This window comes from Streptomyces sp. NPDC085932, assembly GCF_044540525.1.
In the GTDB taxonomy this organism is placed as follows: domain Bacteria; phylum Actinomycetota; class Actinomycetes; order Streptomycetales; family Streptomycetaceae; genus Streptomyces; species Streptomyces levis.
This window is the reverse complement of sequence record NZ_JBITSJ010000008.1, coordinates 347,619-366,012: the sequence shown is the minus strand read 5'-3', so window position 1 is coordinate 366,012 and position 18,394 is coordinate 347,619. Positions and strand designations below refer to the sequence as shown.

Below are 18,394 nucleotides of genomic sequence, written 5' to 3'. Positions count from 1 at the left end.
CAAACGGGCGCACGCATATGCCCCCACGCCCCCACACCGTGACCAGCGGAGCGAATCCGCGTTGGTCAAGACAGAGTTGACCACAACGGGCCGCGATCGCGGCCCATTCCTTTCAACGCCGGTTCGAGAGGCTTGTTCATGGCCGACCACGCAACCCACGACGCCCAGGCTCGGGCCAGCCTGCACTTGCTGGTGCGGGACATCGAGCGGGTCCGCCGGCAGGTGGACGCACTGCGCACCCTCACCGCCCAGCTGGGCAACGTCTACCGCCCGCGCCGCTCCGGCCCCTCCACGGGCTTCGTCGTCTACGGACGCGCCCCCGCCCCGACCGTACGTCTCGCCCAGGAGCTGCGGGACAGTGTCGAGACGCTGGTCACGGCGGCCGTGGACTTCGACCGCTCACTCGGCTTCTCGTGGGACGCGGTGGGCTCCGCGCTCGGAGTCACCAAGCAGGCGGTCCACCGCCGTTACGGCGCACGCCGGGCCACGGCGCAGACCGCGACGGCGGAGCCGGAGCGCACGCCGGAGCCGTCCGGCAGCCGCACGGTCAACGTGACCACCGGCCTGCCCACCGTCCCGACGGTCCCCGCGGCCCGCTCCATGCCGACGCAGCCCACCGCGGGCAGCCCGGCCCTGCGTGACGAGGCGAGGCCGACGGCCTTCCCGGGCCCGCGCAACGGCTGACACCCCCACGCGACAGCTGACCGCCCCACTGCCCTGCCCTCCCGGACCGCACCCGGGAGGGCAGCCGCGTGTCCGGCCCGACGCAACCCGGCTCCCGACGCTCCGCCGGCGAGCCGGCGGAGCCGACCGGAACCCTGGTTCCCGGCGCACCGCCGGCCGATGCCGAGCGCAACCCGACCCCCGGCGCTCCCCCAGCCGATGCCCCCGACGTCCGTCGGCCGATGCTGGTCAGCCGATGCCCCCGGAGCCCGGCCCCCGGACGATCCGCTCAACCGATACCGCCCAGAACCCCGCTCCCGGACAGCCCGGTCAGCCGATGTCGGCCGGATCGATCCGCACCCAGACGCCGGCTCCCGCACCGCTGCCGCCCGCACTCCCCCGGGCCATCCGCGCGGCCTGCGCGGCCTTCAGCGAGGCGGCCAGTGCCGCTCCTCGCCCCGGCGGCACCCGCACCAGGGCCCGCTCCCACTGCTCCCCCGGCGGTGGGGCCCCGGTCCGGCGGGGACGCCCGGCCGCCGTGACGGGCAGCGGCACCGGCCCCAGCACCTCGGCCTCCGAGGGCAGGTCGGCCGTGCGGAGGAAGTCGGCGACGGCCTGAGCCGGACCCGACACCGCCGCCATCCGGGACACCGGGGGGAAGCCCAGTTCGGCCCGCTCGGCCAGTTCGCGCACCGCGTGCCCGACCGGGTCCCACCGCACCAGCGCCTGCACCGGCCGCAGGGTCGGCTCGGCCACGACCACCACCGTGCCGCCCGCGGACTGCGGCCGGACCAGCGAGGCCGCAGCGATCCACCGCCGCAGGGCGTCCTCGCCGGCCCGCAGATCGGGCCGTCCGAGCATGGCCCACCCGTCGAGCAGCAGCGCCGCCGCGTAGCCGCCCTCGGCGACGGGTTCGGCGCCCGGCGTGCTCACCACCAGCGCGGGCGCCCCGGGCACCGTGTCCAGCACGTGCTCGCGCCCCGAGGTGCGCACCGGCACCGCGGGGAAGGCCCGGCCGAGCTCCTCGGCGGTCCGCCGGGCCCCCACCACCGAGGCGCGCAGCCGGAAGGCCCCGCACTCCGGACAGTGCCAGCTCTCCTCCGCGCGGCCGCACCAGGCACAGCACAGGGCACCGCCGTCCCGCGCCTCCAACGGCCCCGAGCAGTGCCGGCACCGCGCTGGGGCCCGGCAGCCGGCGCAGGCCATGCGCGGCACATAGCCCCGCCGGGGCACCTGGACCAGCACCGGCCCCTGCCGCAGGCCCTCCCGGACGGCCTGCCAGGCCAGGGTGGGCAGCCGAGCGGCCCGCGCGGCCTCGTCCCGCGCGAGGTCGCCGTCCCCGACGGTCCGTACGAGGGGGGCGGCTGCGCGCACCTGGTCCCGCCCGGCGACGAGCGGCCGCGCCCAGCCGCTCTCGACGAGCTGCGCCGCCTCCACCGTGCAGGCCCAGCTGCCCAGCAGGAAACCGCACTTGTCCTGGGCGGCCCGCAGCAGGAGCACCTCGCGGGCGTGCGGTTGCGGGGCGTGCTGCTCGCTGTGGCTGTCGTCTCCGTCGTCCCACAGGGCGACCAGCCCGAGGTCCCGGACGGGGGCGAACATCGCGGCGCGGGTGCCGATCACGGCCCGTACGGAGCCTCGCCGCACCGCCAGCCACTGCGCGTACCGTTTCTCGGGGCCGGCGTCGGCCGTGAGCACCGCGTGCCGCCCCTCCCCCAGCAGGGCCGTCAGCGCGGCGTCGACCCGGGCGACGGCCCGCCCGTCGGGCAGGACGACGAGCGCCCCGCGGCCGGAGGCCAGCGTCGCCGCCACGGCCCGTGCCAGCTCCTCGCTCCACTCCGGGCCCGGCAGCGCGTTCCACACGGCCCGGGGGGCACCGCCGGAGGCCAGCGACTCCAGGAAGGCCGCTCCTCGCTCGTAGCGCTGCCAGGATCCGGCGTCGGGCGCCGGGGGCGGTGGCAGCGGCTCGGGGGAGGCGCGCTGCTCGGCCCGTGCGTTGCGCGGGGGCACGGCGAGCTGCAGGACGTCGGCGAGGCTGCCCGCGTACCGGTCGGCGACCGCCCGGGCCAGCCCGAGCAGCTCCTCGCTCAGCACCGGCTCGGGCGACACGACCTGGGCGAGGGCGGCCAGCGGCCCGGAGTAGTCGGACTCGGGCAGCCGCTCGACGAGGAACCCGTCGATCAGCCCGCCGCCCTCACGGCGTCCCTCCCGCACCCGGTGCCGCCCGGCTCCGAACCGCACCCGCACGCGGACGCCCGGCTGGGCCTGTTCGTCCAGCTCCTCGGGGACCGCGTAGTCGAAGTACCGGTCGAGGTGGAGCACGCCCTTGTCGACGAGCACCCGGGCGACGGGGAGGTCCTTGGCGAGCGCGGCGCCCCGCCATGTCCGCGGCTTGGCCCGCGGCGTCCGCGCCTTGCGCACGCTGTCCCGGATGAGCGCGAGCTGCTCGGGCGGCGCGCCCTCCGCACCGCCGTCCGCCTGTCCGTTCTCGCTGCTCACGCTTGCATTCTTACCAAAGACCACTGACATCCGGCGGCGCCCGGGAGGACCCGGGAACGGCGAAGGCCCGGCCCCCCGAGGGGAACCGGGCCTCAGGCCTCGGGGCTCGTTACAGCCCGGCCGCCTTGCGCAGCGCGTCCACGCGGTCCGTGCGCTCCCAGGTGAAGTCGGGCAGCTCACGGCCGAAGTGGCCGTACGCCGCCGTCTGGGAGTAGATCGGCCGGAGCAGGTCGAGGTCGCGGATGATGGCGGCCGGACGGAGGTCGAAGACCTCGTCGATCGCCTTCTCGATCCGGTCCGTGTCGACCTTGGCGGTACCGAAGGTCTCGACGAACAGACCGACCGGCTCGGCCTTGCCGATCGCGTACGCGACCTGGACCTCGCAGCGGGTGGCGAGGCCCGCGGCGACCACGTTCTTCGCGACCCAGCGCATCGCGTACGCGGCGGAGCGGTCGACCTTGGAGGGGTCCTTGCCGGAGAAGGCGCCGCCGCCGTGGCGGGCCATGCCGCCGTAGGTGTCGATGATGATCTTGCGGCCGGTGAGCCCGGCGTCACCCATGGGGCCGCCGATCTCGAAGCGGCCGGTGGGGTTGACCAGCAGCCGGTAGTTCTCCGTGTCGAGCTTGATGCCCTCGTCCAGGAGCGCCTTCAGCTCCGGCTCGACGACGAACTCCTTGATGTCGGGAGCCAGCAGCGAGTCCAGGTCGATGTCGGAGGCGTGCTGCGAGGAGACGACGACGGTGTCCAGGCGGACCGCCTTGTCGCCGTCGTACTCGATGGTGACCTGCGTCTTGCCGTCCGGGCGCAGGTAGGGGATGGTGCCGTTCTTGCGCACGTCGGACAGGCGCTTGGACAGGCGGTGCGCCAGGAAGATCGGCAGCGGCATGAGCGTCGGCGTCTCGTCCGTCGCGTAGCCGAACATCAGGCCCTGGTCGCCCGCGCCCTGCTTGTCGAGTTCGTCCTCGTCGCCCTCGACGCGGGACTCGTACGCCGTGTCCACGCCCTGGGCGATGTCCGGCGACTGGGCGCCGATGGACACCGAGACGCCGCAGGAGGCGCCGTCGAAGCCCTTCTTCGAGGAGTCGTAGCCGATTTCGAGGATCTTGCTCCGGACCAGCGTCGCGATGTCCGCGTACGTCTTGGTGGTGACCTCGCCGGCCACGTGCACCAGGCCGGTCGTGATCAGAGTCTCGACGGCGACCCGGGAGGTCGGGTCCTCACGCAGGAGCGCGTCGAGAATGGTGTCGCTGATCTGGTCAGCGATCTTGTCGGGGTGACCCTCGGTCACGGACTCCGAGGTGAACAGACGACGGGACACAACGCTCCCTGGGGTTGCAGCGGCTGCTGGCTGATCATTGGCGGACGGCGGGGGCTGCACCCGGCGCCGTCCGTGGAACAGTTTATCGGTCACGCTTCGGACACGGTCCCCCCGTCTCGCCACTCGGGAGTGCTGTGACCTGCGGCACGGGCATTCTGCCCAATGCCGAGCGACGTTGACCAGAGGCGCCACGCCCCGACTGGCCGGGTTTCACAGGGCCGCGAAGCTCCGGAAACATCAGCGCAGGCGCTCGGCGACCAGGTCCCACACCGTGTCGGCCAGGGCTTCCTTCGGTCCGTGCGCCACGGGTGTCTCGCTGCCGTCGGCACCGAGCACGACGGCCTCGTTCTCCTCGGAGCCGAACGTCTTGCGCTCCCCCACCTCGTTCACCACGAGCAGATCGCAGCCCTTGCGCTTCAGCTTGGCCCGGCCGTTGGCGAGGACGTCGTCGGTCTCCGCGGCGAAGCCGACGACGACCTGCCCGGCGCGGGCCCGCTCCGCGGAGATCTCGGCGAGGATGTCCGGATTTCGCACGAGGACGATCGGCTCCGGCTCCCGGTCGTCCTTCTTCTTGATCTTCCCGGCCGCGTAGGCCGCCGGGCGGAAGTCGGCGACCGCCGCCGCCATGACCACGGCGTCGGCGTCGGCGGCGGCCTTCAGCACCGCTTCACGCAGCTGGACGGCCGTGCCGACGGAGACGACGTCCACCCCGGCCGGGTCCGGCAGGGCGCTGTTGGCCGCGACCAGCGTGACGCGGGCACCCCGGGCGGCGGCGGTGCGGGCGAGGGCGTAGCCCTGCTTGCCGGAGGAGCGGTTGCCGAGGAAGCGGACGGGGTCCAGGGGCTCACGGGTGCCGCCGGCGCTGACGACGACGTGCCGGCCGGTGAGGTCCGGCTCGCGGACGCCCCGGGCGAGCATGCGACGGCACACCTCGAAGATCTCGGCCGGGTCGGGCAGCCGGCCCTTGCCGGTGTCCACGCCGGTGAGGCGGCCGACGGCGGGCTCGATGACGACGGCGCCGCGGCGGCGCAGCGTCGCCACGTTCTCCTGGGTGGCCGGGTGCTCCCACATCTCGGTGTGCATGGCGGGGGCGAAGACGACCGGGCAGCGGGCGGTGAGCAGGGTGTTGGTGAGGAGGTCGTCGGCGAGGCCGTGGGCCGCCTTGGCGAGCAGGTCCGTGGTGGCCGGGGCGACGACGACCAGGTCGGCGTGCTGCCCGATGCGCACGTGCGGCACCTCGTGGACGTCGTCCCAGACCTCGGTGGAGACCGGCTTGCCGGAGAGCGCGGACCAGGTCGCGGCGCCGACGAAGTGCAGCGCGGACGCGGTGGGCACCACGCGCACGTCATGGCCCGACTCCGTCAGCCGCCGCAGCAGCTCACAGGCCTTGTACGCGGCGATGCCGCCACTGACCCCCAGAACGACCTTCGGCTTGTCCACGTCTCTCCCCGTCTCTCCCCGGACCTCGGCGACCGGCTCACCGTACGACTCCATGACACACCACAGGCCCGGCAGTCGGCCTGCCGGGCCTGTGGAAAAGTCAGCGTCAAGCTGCAAATACTACTTACTGCGCCGGGCCTTCGACGGCCTCGGACGTGAGCAGCCCCGCGTTGATCTCGCGAAGGGCGATCGAGAGCGGCTTCTCGTGGACGTGGGTGTCGACGAGAGGACCGACGTACTCGAGGAGACCCTCGCCGAGCTGCGAGTAGTACGCGTTGATCTGGCGGGCCCGCTTGGCCGCGTAGATCACGAGGCTGTACTTCGAGTCGGTGGCCTCGAGGAGCTCGTCGATCGGCGGGTTGATGATGCCCTCGGGCGCGGAGATGGAAGAGGACACGCTCTACCTTCCGATGGATGGGAAAGATTCTGTCGGGTTGATCAGCGAGGACCGGAACGGCCAGCGATGGTCACACGACGTTCATCAAGGCTAGCAGCTCGCGCGCCACGTCCTCGACGGAGGTGTTGACCAGCGTCGTGTCGAACTCCGGTTCGGCGGCCAGCTCGATCTTGGCGGCGTCCAGCCTGCGCTCGATCACCTCGGGCGGTTCGGTGCCCCGCCCGGTGAGCCTGCGCACGAGCTCCTCCCAGGAGGGAGGGGCCAGGAACACCAGCTGGGCCTCGGGCATCGACTCGCGGACCAGTCGGGCGCCCTGCAGGTCGATCTCCAGCAGGACGGCCTCGCCCTTCTCCAGGCGCTCCGCCACGGCCGCACGCGGCGTGCCGTAGCGGTTGCCGGCGAACTCGGCCCACTCCAGCAGCTCGCCGTTGGCGATCAGCTTGTCCATCTCGTCGTCCGTGACGAAGAAGTAGTGGACGCCGTGCTGCTCGCCGGGGCGCGGCTTGCGGGTCGTCGCCGACACCGAGAGCCAGACCTCGGGGTGTTCCTTGCGCATATGAGCGACGACCGTGCTCTTGCCGACCCCGGAGGGGCCGGAGAGCACGGTCAGCCGCGGACGTACGTCCGGGGGCACGGGGGTCGTCCCCCGGGGTGTTGCAGCCATGCAGCGATTATCCAGCAATCCCGGAGTGCCCGTTACTCGCTTCCCCGGAGTGACCGGTTCAGGAACCGGTGCTGCCGAACTCACGCTCCAGGGAGGCGATCTGGTTGGACCCGAGACCCCGCACGCGGCGGCTCTCGGAGATGCCCAGTCGCTCCATGATCTGCTTGGCGCGGACCTTGCCCACGCCCGGCAGGGACTCCAGCAGGGCGGAGACCTTCATCTTGCCGATGACGTCGTTCTCCTGGCCCTGCTTGATGACCTCGTGGAGGGAGGCGCCGGAGTGCTTGAGTCGATTCTTGACCTCGGCCCGCTCCCGGCGAGCCGCGGCGGCCTTTTCGAGCGCGGCTGCGCGCTGTTCAGGGGTAAGGGGCGGAAGAGCCACGCCTACGTCACCTCGGATGTCGAACTGTCGGATACGGACCGGTGAGGAACCTAGTCGCCCCACACCTGGGGAGCCACGAGCAACACACGCTTGCCCGCTCTCTCGTCGGAGACTAGCGGGCAAGTGCGCCAGAGTCAGCGAGAACAGCGGAAAAGTCCTGGTCAGCCTTCACCTGAACGGACATTTAGGACATACTGCCCCGGATTTGAGGATGTATTCAGACTCAGAGGCCCCCCGGACCACGCAGCCGAGGTCTCGCGGTATGGTCTGGACCGCCTCAGGAGGACGTCACGGCCTGCCGGATGTCGTCCGCGAAGCGTGCCGCGGCGTCACGCAGAGCGACCGTGTCGGGACCGTGCCGCAGCACGCCCCGGCTGACGTTGGGCACGACGTTGCCCACGACCGGCCCGAAGACCCGCGGAAGATCCGCCGGCGTCGCCCCCTGAGCGCCGATGCCGGGCGCGAGGAGCGGGCCGTCGATGGCGAGGTCGTACGTCGAGAGGTCACCGAGGGTGGCGCCGACGACCGCTCCGAAGGAGCCCAGGGGCCCCTCCCCCGCGTTCTCGGCGGCCAGGTGCGCCAGCATCGTCGCTCCGACGTTCCGCCCGTCGGGGCGCACCGCGTGCTGCACCTCGCCGCCCTCCGGGTTGGACGTCAGCGCCAGCACGAACAGGCCGGCGCCGTTCTCCCGGGCCAGCGCGACCGCCGGGGCGAGCGAGCCGTAGCCGAGGTAGGGCGAGACGGTCAGCGCGTCGGAGAACAGCGGCGCGTCCTTGTGCAGGAAGGACTCCGCGTAGGCGGCCATGGTGGAGCCGATGTCGCCCCGCTTGGCGTCCATCACGACCAGCGCGCCCGCCGCCCGGGCCTCGGCGACGGACTTCTCCAGCACCGCGACGCCGCGCGAGCCGAAGCGCTCGAAGAACGCGCTCTGCGGCTTGAGCACGGCGACCCGCTCGGCGACCGCCTCGACGACCGTGCGGCTGAACCGCTCCAGACCCGCCACGTCGTCGTTGAGGCCCCACTCGGCGAGCAGGGAGGCGTGCGGGTCGATGCCGACGCACAGCGGGCCGCGCTCGTCCATGGCCCGGCGCAGGCGCGCGCCGAAGGGTTCGAGTCCACTCATGCCGTCTTCCTCACGTCGGCGCCCACCGCGTCGGCGAGCGTGGCGTACGGGCTGGTGCGCAGGCGCGCGGCGAGCCCCTTGTGGATCGCGCGGGCGTAGAAGGGTCCTTCGTAGACGAAGGCGCTGTAGCCCTGGACCAAGGTGGCGCCGGCCAGGATGCGCTGCCAGGCGTCCTCGGCGTTCTCGACGCCGCCGACGCCCACCAGGGTGATCCGGTCGCCCACGCGCGCGTAGAGGCGGCGCAGGACCTCCAGGGAGCGGTCCTTCAGAGGTGCGCCGGACAGACCGCCGGTCTCCTTGACCAGCGCCGGGTCGGACCTCAGGCCGAGTCCCTCGCGCGCGATGGTGGTGTTCGTGGCGATGATCCCGTCCAGACCGAGCTCCACGGCGAGGTCGGCGACGGCGTCGACGTCCTCGTCGGCGAGGTCCGGCGCGATCTTGACCAGGAGCGGCACGCGTCGCGCGGACACCGTGCGGTCGGCGGCCTCGCGGACCGCGCTCAGCAGCGGGCGCAGCGCCTCGGCGGCCTGGAGGTTGCGCAGGCCGGGCGTGTTCGGGGAGGAGACGTTGACGACCAGGTAGTCGGCGTACGGCGCGAGGCGCTCGGCGGACTTCACGTAGTCGGCGACGGCCTCCTCCTCGGGTACGACCTTGGTCTTGCCGATGTTGACGCCGACGACCGTCTTGAAGACCGGCGTACGGGAGGCCAGGCGGGCGGCGACGCGCAGGGAGCCGTCGTTGTTGAAGCCCATGCGGTTGATCAGTGCCCGGTCCTGGACCAGGCGGAACAGCCGCTGCTTGGGGTTGCCGGGCTGCGGTTCGCCGGTGACCGTGCCGATCTCGACGTGGTCGAAGCCGAGCATGGCCATGCCGTCGATGCCGACGGCGTTCTTGTCGAAGCCGGCCGCGAGTCCGAAGGGGCCGTGCATGCGCAGGCCGAGGGCCTCGGTGCGCAGCTCCTTGTGGCGGGGCGCGAGGGCGGCGGCGAGGAAGGTGCGCAGCACGGGCACCCGGGCGGCCAGGCGGATCCAGCGGAAGGCCAGGTGGTGGGCCTGCTCGGGGTCCAGCCGTTTGAAGACGAGACGGAAGAAGATCTTGTACATGGTGTCCTCACGAGGACGTGGTGTCCTCACGAAGAGGGGGACACCGTTTCCGGTGTCCCCCTCGGGGCTGCTAGTCGCGGGCCGCGGTCAGGTGTTCCGCGTGTTCCTGGAGCGAGCGGACGCTCACGTCGCCGCGGTTGAGGGCGTCGATGCCCTGGACCGCGGCGGCGAGCGCCTGGACCGTCGTCAGGCAGGGCACGGAGCGCGCCACGGCCGCCGTCCGGATGTCGTAGCCGTCGAGGCGGCCGCCGGTGCCGTACGGGGTGTTGACGATGAGGTCGACCTCGCCGTCGTGGATGAGCTGGACGATGGTCTTCTCGCCGTTCGGGCCCACGCCCTCGGACTGCTTGCGCACGACCGTGGCGTTGATGCCGTTGCGCTTGAGGACCTCGGCCGTGCCGGAGGTGGCCAGCAGCTCGAAGCCGTGCGCGACCAGCTCACGGGCCGGGAAGATCATCGAGCGCTTGTCGCGGTTGGCGACCGAGATGAACGCGCGGCCCTTGGTGGGCAGCGGCCCGTAGGCGCCCGCCTGCGACTTGGCGTACGCCGTGCCGAAGACGGAGTCGATGCCCATGACCTCGCCCGTGGAGCGCATCTCCGGGCCGAGAACCGTGTCGACGCCGCGGCCGTGGATGTCGCGGAAGCGCGACCACGGCATGACGGCCTCCTTGACGGAGATCGGCGCGTCGAGCGGGAGCTCGCCGCCGTCGCCGTTCCTCGGCAGCAGGCCCTCCTCGCGCAGTTCGGCGATGGTCGCGCCCAGCGAGATCCGGGCGGCGGCCTTGGCCAGCGGCACCGCCGTCGCCTTCGAGGTGAAGGGGACGGTCCGGGAGGCGCGCGGGTTGGCCTCCAGGACGTAGAGGATGTCGCCCGCGAGCGCGAACTGGATGTTGATCAGGCCGCGCACGCCGACGCCCTTGGCGATGCCCTCCGTGGAGGCGCGCAGCCGCTTGATGTCGAAGCCGCCGAGGGTGATCGGGGGCAGGGCGCACGCCGAGTCGCCGGAGTGGATGCCGGCCTCCTCGATGTGCTCCATGACGCCGCCGAGGTACAGCTCCTCGCCGTCGTAGAGGGCGTCGACGTCGATCTCGATGGCGTCGTCGAGGAAGCGGTCGACCAGGACCGGCCGGGAGGGGCTGATCTCGGTGGACTCGGCGATGTAGGACTCCAGCCGGGTCTCGTCGTAGACGATCTCCATGCCGCGTCCGCCGAGGACGTAGGAGGGGCGCACCAGGACCGGGTAGCCGATCTCGTCGGCGATGGCCTTGGCCTCGGCGAAGGTGGTGGCGGTGCCGTGCTTGGGGGCCGGCAGGCCGGCCTCCTTGAGGACCTGACCGAAGGCGCCGCGGTCCTCGGCGGCGTGGATGGCCTCCGGGGAGGTGCCGACGATCGGCACGCCGTTGTCCTTCAGCGCCTGCGACAGGCCCAGCGGGGTCTGCCCGCCGAGCTGCACGACGACGCCCGCGACCGGTCCCGCCTGCTGCTCGGCGTGCACGATCTCCAGCACGTCCTCCAGCGTCAGCGGCTCGAAGTAGAGGCGGTCGGAGGTGTCGTAGTCCGTGGAGACGGTCTCCGGGTTGCAGTTGACCATCACCGTCTCGTAGCCCGCGTCGCTCAGCGCGAAGGAGGCGTGGACGCAGGAGTAGTCGAACTCGATGCCCTGGCCGATGCGGTTCGGGCCGGAGCCCAGGATGATGACGGCCGGCTTGGTCCGGGGCGCGACCTCGGTCTCCTCGTCGTATGAGGAGTAGAAGTACGGCGTCTTGGCGGCGAACTCGGCGGCGCAGGTGTCGACCGTCTTGTAGACGGGGCGGATGCCGAGGGCGTGCCGGACCTCGCGGACGACGTCCTCGCGCAGGCCGCGGATCTCGCCGATCTGCTGGTCGGAGAAGCCGTGCCGCTTGGCCTCGGCGAGCAGGTCGGTCGTCAGCTCGGGTGCCTCGGCCAGTTCGTCGGCGATCTCCTTGATCAGGAAGAGCTGGTCGACGAACCAGGGGTCGATCTTCGTGTAGTCGAAGACCTCCTGGGGCGTGGCGCCGGCGCGGATGGCCTGCATGACGGTGTTGATGCGGCCGTCGGTGGGGCGGACGGCCTGCTCCAGCAGCTGCGTCTTGTCGCCCGGCTCGCCGACGAAGGTGAACTGGCTGCCCTTCTTCTCCAGCGAGCGCAGCGCCTTCTGGAAGGCCTCGGTGAAGTTCCGGCCGATGGCCATGGCCTCGCCGACCGACTTCATGGTGGTGGTGAGGGTGGAGTCGGCGCTCGGGAACTTCTCGAAGGCGAAACGCGGGGCCTTCACGACCACGTAGTCGAGCGTCGGCTCGAAGGAGGCCGGGGTCTCCTGGGTGATGTCGTTCGGGATCTCGTCCAGCGTGTAGCCGACGGCCAGCTTGGCGGCGATCTTGGCGATCGGGAAGCCGGTCGCCTTGGAGGCCAGGGCCGAGGAGCGGGAGACGCGCGGGTTCATCTCGATGACGATGACCCGGCCGTCCTCGGGGTTCACCGCGAACTGGATGTTGCAGCCGCCGGTGTCGACGCCGACCTCGCGGATGATCGCGATGCCGACGTCGCGCAGCACCTGGTACTCGCGGTCGGTCAGCGTCATCGCGGGCGCCACGGTGATCGAGTCGCCGGTGTGCACGCCCATGGGGTCGAAGTTCTCGATGGAGCAGACGACCACGACGTTGTCGTGCTTGTCGCGCATCAGCTCCAGCTCGTACTCCTTCCAGCCGAGGATGGACTCCTCCAGGAGCACCTCGGTGGTCGGCGAGAGGGTGAGGCCCTGGCCGGCGATGCGGCGCAGCTCCTCCTCGTCGTGGGCGAAGCCGGAGCCGGCGCCGCCCATGGTGAAGGACGGGCGGACCACGACCGGGTAGCCGCCGAGCTCCTCGACGCCCTTGAGGACGTCGTCCATGGAGTGGCAGATGTAGGACCGGGCGGACTCGCCGTGCCCGATCTTCTTGCGGACCTCCTCCACGACCTCCTTGAACAGGTCGCGGTCCTCGCCCTTGTGGATCGCCTCCACGTTGGCGCCGATCAGCTCGACGCCGTACTTGTCGAGGACGCCGTTCTCGTGCAGCGAGATGGCGGTGTTCAGGGCCGTCTGGCCGCCCAGGGTGGGCAGCAGCGCGTCGGGGCGCTCCTTGGCGATGATCTTCTCGACGAACTCGGGGGTGATCGGCTCGACGTAGGTGGCGTCGGCGATCTCCGGGTCGGTCATGATCGTCGCCGGGTTGGAGTTCACGAGGACGACCCTGAGGCCCTCGGACTTCAGCACGCGGCACGCCTGGGTGCCGGAGTAGTCGAACTCGGCGGCCTGGCCGATGACGATCGGGCCGGAGCCGATGACCAGGACGGACTGGATATCGGTGCGCTTAGGCACGCTGGCCCTCCATCAGGGAAACGAAGCGGTCGAACAGGTAGGCGGCGTCGTGCGGGCCCGCTGCCGCTTCGGGGTGGTACTGGACGCTGAAGGCGGGGCGGTCGAGGAGCTGGAGCCCCTCCACCACGTTGTCGTTCAGGCAGACGTGCGACACCTCGGCGCGGCCGAACGGGGTGTCGGAGACCTCGTCGAGCGGGGCGTCGACGGCGAAGCCGTGGTTGTGCGCGGTGACCTCGACCTTGCCGGTCGTGCGGTCCTGCACCGGCTGGTTGATGCCGCGGTGGCCGTACTTCAGCTTGTAGGTGCCGAAGCCGAGGGCGCGGCCGAGGATCTGGTTGCCGAAGCAGATGCCGAACAGCGGCGTGCTCCGCTCCAGGACGCCCTGCATGACGGAGACGGCGTGGTCGGCGGTGGCCGGGTCGCCCGGTCCGTTGGAGAAGAACACGCCGTCCGGGTTCACCGCGTAGACGTCCTCGACGGTGGCGGTGGCCGGGAGCACGTGCACCTCGATGCCGCGCTCGGCCATGCGGTGCGGGGTCATGCCCTTGATGCCGAGGTCGACGGCGGCGACGGTGAACTTCTTCTCGCCGATCGCGGGCACGACGTACGGCTCTGTGGTGGCGACCTCGGCGGAGAGGTTCGCGCCCTTCATCTGCGGCGCTTCCTGCACGCGCGCCAGGAGAGCGGCGTCGTCCTGGACGGCGTCGCCGCTGAAGATGCCGACGCGCATGGCGCCGCGCTCGCGCAGATGGCGGGTGAGGGCGCGGGTGTCGATGCCGGAGATCCCGACGACGCCCTGCGCGGCCAGCTCCTCGTCCAGCGTGCGCCGGGAGCGCCAGCTGGAGGGCACGCGCGCGGGGTCGCGCACGACGTAGCCGGAGACCCAGATGCGCTTGGACTCCATGTCCTCGTCGTTGACGCCGGTGTTGCCGACGTGCGGGGCCGTCATCACCACGACCTGGCGGTGGTACGAGGGGTCGGTGAGGGTCTCCTGGTAGCCGGTCATGCCGGTGGAGAACACCGCTTCGCCGAAGGTCTCCCCCACGGCCCCGTAGGCGCGGCCGCGGAAGACCCGGCCGTCCTCCAGGACGAGTACGGCGGGAGTTTTGGCGGCTCCCCTGGTGGAGGTGGTCATCGTTCGGCGCCTTCCCTGGTGTTCTTCTCGATCATGGAATTGATGGTGTCGACCCACTCGGTGTGCTCGGCCGCGTGGTCCGAGCGGAAGCCGGAGTCGATCAGCCGCTCGCCGTGCGCCCACGTGACGACCAGCAGGCCGCCCTCGGTGAGCACCTTGCCGGCGATGCCCTTGTCGAGCCGGGCCTCACGCAGCTGCGCCACCGGCACGAAGAAGTCGCTCGCCCCTGGGCGTACGACGTCCAGGCCGGCGTCGGTCAGCGTGAGCTCGGCGCGGCTGCGGGTGCCCAGGCCGTGGGCGACGATGCGGTCGAGCCACTGCCCGGCGGTGGTGGAGCCGTGGTACCGGCCGCTCATGCTCAGGCGCGCCGGGCCCGGGTCGTCCGGGGTGACGGGCAGCTCGGGCAGGTCGCCCTGGAGGGTGCCGCGCCACTTCCAGCCCTCGCGCATCAGCCAGTAGACGAGCGCGACGAACAGGGCGAGGCCGACGACCCAGCCGATGCGGGCGGCCCAGTCGGTCACTTCCGCCGATTCCTTCTCGGCGGCCAGCAGGAGTACAGGTGTCACGTGAGCTTCCCGTCGACGAGCGTGGCCTTGCCCCGCAGCCACGTGTGCGTCACACGGCCCGGCAGCTCGCGGCCCTCGTAGGGGGTGTTGCGGCTGCGCGAGGCGAAGCCCGCGGGTTCCACCAGCCCACGGTATGCCGTGTCGACCAGGGTGAGGTTGGCGGGCTCACCTGCCGAGACGGGACGGCCGTGGCCCGTGGCCTGTCCGATCTGCGCGGGCTTGACGGACATCCGGTCGGCGACGCCGGCCCAGTCCAGCAGGCCCGTGTCGACCATGGTCTCCTGCACCACCGACAGCGCGGTCTCCAGGCCGACCATGCCCATGGCGGCCGCGGCCCACTCGCAGTCCTTGTCCTCGTGCGGGTGCGGGGCGTGGTCGGTGGCGACGATGTCGATCGTGCCGTCGGCGAGCGCCTCGCGCAGGGCCATCACGTCCCGCTCGGTGCGCAGCGGCGGGTTGACCTTGAAGACCGGGTTGTACGTGCGGACCAGCTCGTCGGTGAGGAGCAGGTGGTGCGGGGTGACCTCGGCGGTCACGGCGATGCCGCGGGACTTGGCCCAGCGGACGATCTCGACGGAGCCGGCGGTCGACAGGTGGCAGATGTGGACGCGGGAGCCGACGTGCTCGGCGAGCAGGACATCCCGGGCGATGATCGATTCTTCGGCCACCGCGGGCCAGCCGCCGAGTCCCAGCTCGGCGGAGACGACGCCCTCGTTCATCTGGGCGCCCTCGGTGAGCCGCGGCTCCTGCGCGTGCTGCGCGACGACACCGCCGAAGGCCTTCACGTACTCCAGGGCCCGGCGCATGATCACGGCGTCGTGGACGCACTTGCCGTCGTCGGAGAAGACGGTGACGCCGGCGGCCGACTCGTGCATGGCGCCCAGCTCGGCGAGCTTCCTGCCGTCGAGGCCGACGGTGACGGCGCCGATCGGCTGGACGTCGCAGTAGCCGTGCTCCTTGCCGAGCCGCCAGACCTGCTCGACGACGCCGGCCGTGTCGGCCACCGGGAAGGTGTTGGCCATGGCGAAGACGGTGGTGTAGCCGCCGGAGGCCGCGGCCCGGGTGCCGGTGAGGACGGTCTCGGAGTCCTCCCGGCCGGGCTCGCGCAGATGGGTGTGCAGGTCGACCAGGCCCGGCAGCAGCACCTTGCCCTCGGCCTCGACGACCTCCGCGCCCTCGGCGGAGAGCCCGCCACCCACCTCGGCGATGGTCCCGCCGTCGATCAGCACGTCCTGCGGCTCGCCGCCGAGCACCTTCGCACCACGGATCAGGGTCTTGCTCATCTGTCTTACTTCTCCTCGGTACGGGGGTGGGTGACGGCGGGCTCGTTTCCACCGAGCAGCAGGTACAGCACGGCCATCCGGATGGACACGCCGTTGGCGACCTGCTCGACGACGGTGCAGCGGTCGGAGTCGGCGACCTCGGCGGTGATCTCCATGCCGCGGACCATCGGGCCGGGGTGCATCACGACGGCGTGCTCGGGCATCCGCGCCATGCGGTCGCCGTCGAGGCCGTAGCGGCGGGAGTACTCGCGCTCGGTCGGGAAGAACGCGGCGTTCATCCGCTCGCGCTGCACGCGCAGCATCATCACCGCGTCCGACTTGGTCAGGGTGCTGTCGAGGTCGTAGGAGACCTCGCAGGGCCAGGTCTCGATGCCGACGGGCAGCAGGGTCGGCGGGGCGACGAGGGTGACCTCGGCCCCCAGGGTGTGCAGCAGGTCCACGTTGGAGCGGGCGACCCTGCTGTGCAGCACGTCGCCGACGATCGTGATGCGCCGGCCTTCGAGGTCCTGGCCGAGTCCGGCGTCCGGGCCGATCAGACGGCGGCGCATGGTGAAGGCGTCCAGCAGGGCCTGGGTGGGGTGCTGGTGGGTGCCGTCACCGGCGTTGACCACGACCGCGTCGATCCAGCCGGAGTTCGCCAGCCGGTACGGGGCGCCCGAGGCACCGTGCCGGATGACCACGGCGTCGACGCCCATGGCCTCCAGGGTCTGGGCGGTGTCCTTCAGGGATTCGCCCTTGGAGACGCTGGAGCCCTTGGCGGAGAAGTTGATGACGTCCGCGGAGAGCCGCTTCTCGGCGGCCTCGAAGGAGATCCGGGTGCGGGTGGAGTCCTCGAAGAAGAGGTTGACGATCGTGCGGCCGCGCAGGGTCGGCAGCTTCTTGATCGGCCGGTCGGCGACCCGGGCCATCTCCTCGGCGGTGTCGAGGATCAGGACGGCGTCGTCGCGGGTGAGGTCGGCGGCCGAGATGAGATGACGCTGCATCTGTCAGGCTCCGTAAGGCAGTTCAAACGGGAGATTCGGGGCAGACGGGCGCGCAGGCGCGCGCACTGAGCCGGCGTACGACAGCGGCGTACGCCCGAGGCGCTACTGGGCGTCCGGCTTGGCGCCGAGCAGCACGGTGTCGCGACCGTCCTCCTCGGCGAGCTGGACCTTGACCGTCTCCCGCAACGACGTGGGGAGGTTCTTGCCGACGTAGTCGGCGCGAATGGGCAGTTCGCGGTGGCCGCGGTCGACGAGCACGGCGAGCTGCACCGCGCGGGGGCGCCCGATGTCGTTCAGGGCGTCGAGGGCGGCGCGGATGGTGCGGCCGGAGAAGAGCACGTCGTCGACGAGGACGACCAGCTTGCCGTCGATGCCGTCACCGGGGATCTCGGTGCGGGCCAGCGCACGCGGCGGGTGCATGCGCAGGTCGTCGCGGTACATGGTGATGTCGAGCGAGCCGCAGGGGACCTTGCGCTCGGTGATCTGCTCCAGCTTGTCGGCGATCCGCCGGGCGAGGAAGACGCCCCGGGTCGGGATGCCGAGGAGCACCACGTCGTCGGCGCCCTTGGCGCGTTCGACGATCTCGTGGGCGATGCGGGTCAGTACCCGCGCGATGTCGGGCCCTTCGAGAACGGGCCGGGCATCGGACGGTGCGTCGTGCGTGTCCATACGAAACGGACCTCCTTCTCCGCCTCACGGGACGGACCTTAAAGGACGTCGGGATTGCGCCATCCACGGTAGCAGGCCCTCGGGATCGCCCGGACGGCCCCCTCGGATCACCTATTCGGCCCAACGGGGTGCCGATACCACGGAAGAGTCGGTGCGGACCATTCGGCTTGACGCGGCAGAGTAACGCTGCGTAACCTCACAGTGAGTTACCAGCCGCGCGGGCTGGCACCCACGCCAGACGCGTCGACACAGTGCCGGGGAGCTATATGTCCAGCGAATACGCCAAACAGCTCGGGGCCAAGCTCCGGGCGATCCGCACCCAGCAGGGCCTTTCCCTCCACGGTGTCGAGGAGAAGTCCCAGGGACGCTGGAAGGCGGTCGTGGTCGGTTCGTACGAGCGCGGCGACCGTGCCGTGACCGTGCAGCGCCTTGCCGAGCTGGCGGATTTCTACGGCGTTCCGGTGCAGGAGCTGCTCCCGGGCACGACCCCGGGCGGCGCCGCCGAGCCGCCGCCGAAGCTGGTCCTGGACCTGGAGCGCCTGGCCACGGTGCCGGCCGAGAAGGCGGGCCCCCTGCAGCGCTACGCGGCCACGATCCAGTCGCAGCGCGGTGACTACAACGGCAAGGTGCTCTCGATCCGCCAGGACGACCTGCGCACACTGGCCGTCATCTACGACCAGTCGCCCTCGGTGCTCACCGAGCAGCTGATCAGCTGGGGTGTCCTGGACGCGGACGCGCGCCGCGCGGTGGCCTCCCACGAGGAGGGCTGACCGCTCCGCGGGACCGCCCGCGG

16 protein-coding genes are annotated in these 18,394 nt (G+C 71.6%); 2 read left to right on the top strand and 14 right to left on the bottom strand.

The window, feature by feature from the left end:
• The first annotated feature begins 138 nt into the window (after nt 1–138).
• Nucleotides 139–684 (top strand): hypothetical protein, encoded by a 546-nt coding sequence (locus ACIGAQ_RS34400; protein WP_311687793.1) that lies wholly within the window; start codon nt 139–141, stop codon nt 682–684.
• Nucleotides 685–993: 309 nt separating this feature from the next.
• Here the strand turns inward: ACIGAQ_RS34400 and ACIGAQ_RS34395 are convergent, their stop codons facing one another.
• The 14 genes from ACIGAQ_RS34395 to pyrR all read right to left on the bottom strand — a co-directional run bounded on the left by ACIGAQ_RS34395 (nt 994) and on the right by pyrR (nt 17,601).
• Nucleotides 994–3,159, bottom strand: coding sequence for a primosomal protein N' (locus ACIGAQ_RS34395; protein WP_399789953.1), 2,166 nt, complete (start codon nt 3,157–3,159; stop codon nt 994–996).
• A gap of 109 nt (nt 3,160–3,268) precedes the next feature.
• Complete coding sequence (gene metK / locus ACIGAQ_RS34390) at nt 3,269–4,477, bottom strand: methionine adenosyltransferase (RefSeq protein ID WP_094056334.1); 1,209 nt, start codon at nt 4,475–4,477, stop codon at nt 3,269–3,271.
• Between the two features lie 237 nt (nt 4,478–4,714).
• Entirely contained in the window at nt 4,715–5,917 is a 1,203-nt protein-coding gene (gene coaBC / locus ACIGAQ_RS34385) for a bifunctional phosphopantothenoylcysteine decarboxylase/phosphopantothenate--cysteine ligase CoaBC (RefSeq protein WP_399790142.1), read from the bottom strand.
• Between the two features lie 124 nt (nt 5,918–6,041).
• On the bottom strand, nt 6,042–6,314 hold the full coding sequence (rpoZ, locus tag ACIGAQ_RS34380; RefSeq protein ID WP_003988945.1) for a DNA-directed RNA polymerase subunit omega: 273 nt from the start codon (nt 6,312–6,314) through the stop codon (nt 6,042–6,044).
• A 70-nt stretch (nt 6,315–6,384) separates the two neighbouring features.
• Complete coding sequence (gene gmk / locus ACIGAQ_RS34375; RefSeq protein WP_311687789.1) at nt 6,385–6,978, bottom strand: guanylate kinase; 594 nt, start codon at nt 6,976–6,978, stop codon at nt 6,385–6,387.
• Between the two features lie 58 nt (nt 6,979–7,036).
• Complete coding sequence (locus ACIGAQ_RS34370; RefSeq protein ID WP_003977346.1) at nt 7,037–7,360, bottom strand: integration host factor; 324 nt, start codon at nt 7,358–7,360, stop codon at nt 7,037–7,039.
• A 277-nt stretch (nt 7,361–7,637) separates the two neighbouring features.
• Nucleotides 7,638–8,483: an orotidine-5'-phosphate decarboxylase gene (gene pyrF / locus ACIGAQ_RS34365; RefSeq protein WP_362284034.1), complete on the bottom strand. Its 846-nt coding sequence runs from the start codon at nt 8,481–8,483 to the stop codon at nt 7,638–7,640.
• Nucleotides 8,480–9,586, bottom strand: coding sequence for a quinone-dependent dihydroorotate dehydrogenase (locus ACIGAQ_RS34360; protein ID WP_399789948.1), 1,107 nt, complete (start codon nt 9,584–9,586; stop codon nt 8,480–8,482). The genes pyrF and ACIGAQ_RS34360 overlap by 4 nt, the downstream gene beginning before the upstream one ends.
• A 70-nt stretch (nt 9,587–9,656) precedes the next feature.
• Nucleotides 9,657–12,965: a carbamoyl-phosphate synthase large subunit gene (gene carB / locus ACIGAQ_RS34355; RefSeq protein ID WP_362284040.1), complete on the bottom strand. Its 3,309-nt coding sequence runs from the start codon at nt 12,963–12,965 to the stop codon at nt 9,657–9,659.
• Nucleotides 12,958–14,100, bottom strand: coding sequence for a glutamine-hydrolyzing carbamoyl-phosphate synthase small subunit (carA, locus tag ACIGAQ_RS34350; RefSeq protein WP_311687781.1), 1,143 nt, complete (start codon nt 14,098–14,100; stop codon nt 12,958–12,960). The genes carB and carA overlap by 8 nt, the downstream gene beginning before the upstream one ends.
• Nucleotides 14,097–14,666, bottom strand: coding sequence for a hypothetical protein (locus ACIGAQ_RS34345; protein WP_399789944.1), 570 nt, complete (start codon nt 14,664–14,666; stop codon nt 14,097–14,099). The genes carA and ACIGAQ_RS34345 overlap by 4 nt, the downstream gene beginning before the upstream one ends.
• A complete protein-coding gene (locus ACIGAQ_RS34340) occupies nt 14,663–15,949 on the bottom strand; it encodes a dihydroorotase (RefSeq protein WP_399789941.1) in 1,287 nt (428 codons plus the stop codon). Before ACIGAQ_RS34340 ends, ACIGAQ_RS34345 begins: the two co-directional genes overlap by 4 nt.
• Nucleotides 15,950–15,954: 5 nt before the next feature.
• Nucleotides 15,955–16,932 carry an aspartate carbamoyltransferase catalytic subunit gene (locus tag ACIGAQ_RS34335; RefSeq protein WP_311687775.1) on the bottom strand — a complete coding sequence of 326 codons (978 nt, stop codon included), beginning with the start codon at nt 16,930–16,932 and terminating at the stop codon, nt 15,955–15,957.
• 102 nt (nt 16,933–17,034) lie between these two features.
• Complete coding sequence (gene pyrR / locus ACIGAQ_RS34330; RefSeq protein ID WP_094056325.1) at nt 17,035–17,601, bottom strand: bifunctional pyr operon transcriptional regulator/uracil phosphoribosyltransferase PyrR; 567 nt, start codon at nt 17,599–17,601, stop codon at nt 17,035–17,037.
• A 266-nt stretch (nt 17,602–17,867) separates the two neighbouring features.
• Between pyrR and bldD the strand changes: the two genes are divergently transcribed.
• Nucleotides 17,868–18,371, top strand: coding sequence for a transcriptional regulator BldD (gene bldD / locus ACIGAQ_RS34325; protein WP_030166512.1), 504 nt, complete (start codon nt 17,868–17,870; stop codon nt 18,369–18,371).
• Nucleotides 18,372–18,394 lie beyond the last annotated feature (23 nt).

Coding starts and splice junctions, on each gene's coding strand:
- ACIGAQ_RS34400 (WP_311687793.1), top strand. CDS start 139: ATGGCCGACCACGCAACCCACGACGCCCAGGCTCGGGCCAGCCTGCAC.
- gmk (WP_311687789.1), bottom strand. CDS start 6,978: ATGGCTGCAACACCCCGGGGGACGACCCCCGTGCCCCCGGACGTACGT.
- pyrF (WP_362284034.1), bottom strand. CDS start 8,483: ATGAGTGGACTCGAACCCTTCGGCGCGCGCCTGCGCCGGGCCATGGAC.
- ACIGAQ_RS34360 (WP_399789948.1), bottom strand. CDS start 9,586: ATGTACAAGATCTTCTTCCGTCTCGTCTTCAAACGGCTGGACCCCGAG.
- carA (WP_311687781.1), bottom strand. CDS start 14,100: ATGACCACCTCCACCAGGGGAGCCGCCAAAACTCCCGCCGTACTCGTC.
- ACIGAQ_RS34340 (WP_399789941.1), bottom strand. CDS start 15,949: ATGAGCAAGACCCTGATCCGTGGTGCGAAGGTGCTCGGCGGCGAGCCG.
- ACIGAQ_RS34335 (WP_311687775.1), bottom strand. CDS start 16,932: ATGCAGCGTCATCTCATCTCGGCCGCCGACCTCACCCGCGACGACGCC.
- pyrR (WP_094056325.1), bottom strand. CDS start 17,601: ATGGACACGCACGACGCACCGTCCGATGCCCGGCCCGTTCTCGAAGGG.
- bldD (WP_030166512.1), top strand. CDS start 17,868: ATGTCCAGCGAATACGCCAAACAGCTCGGGGCCAAGCTCCGGGCGATC.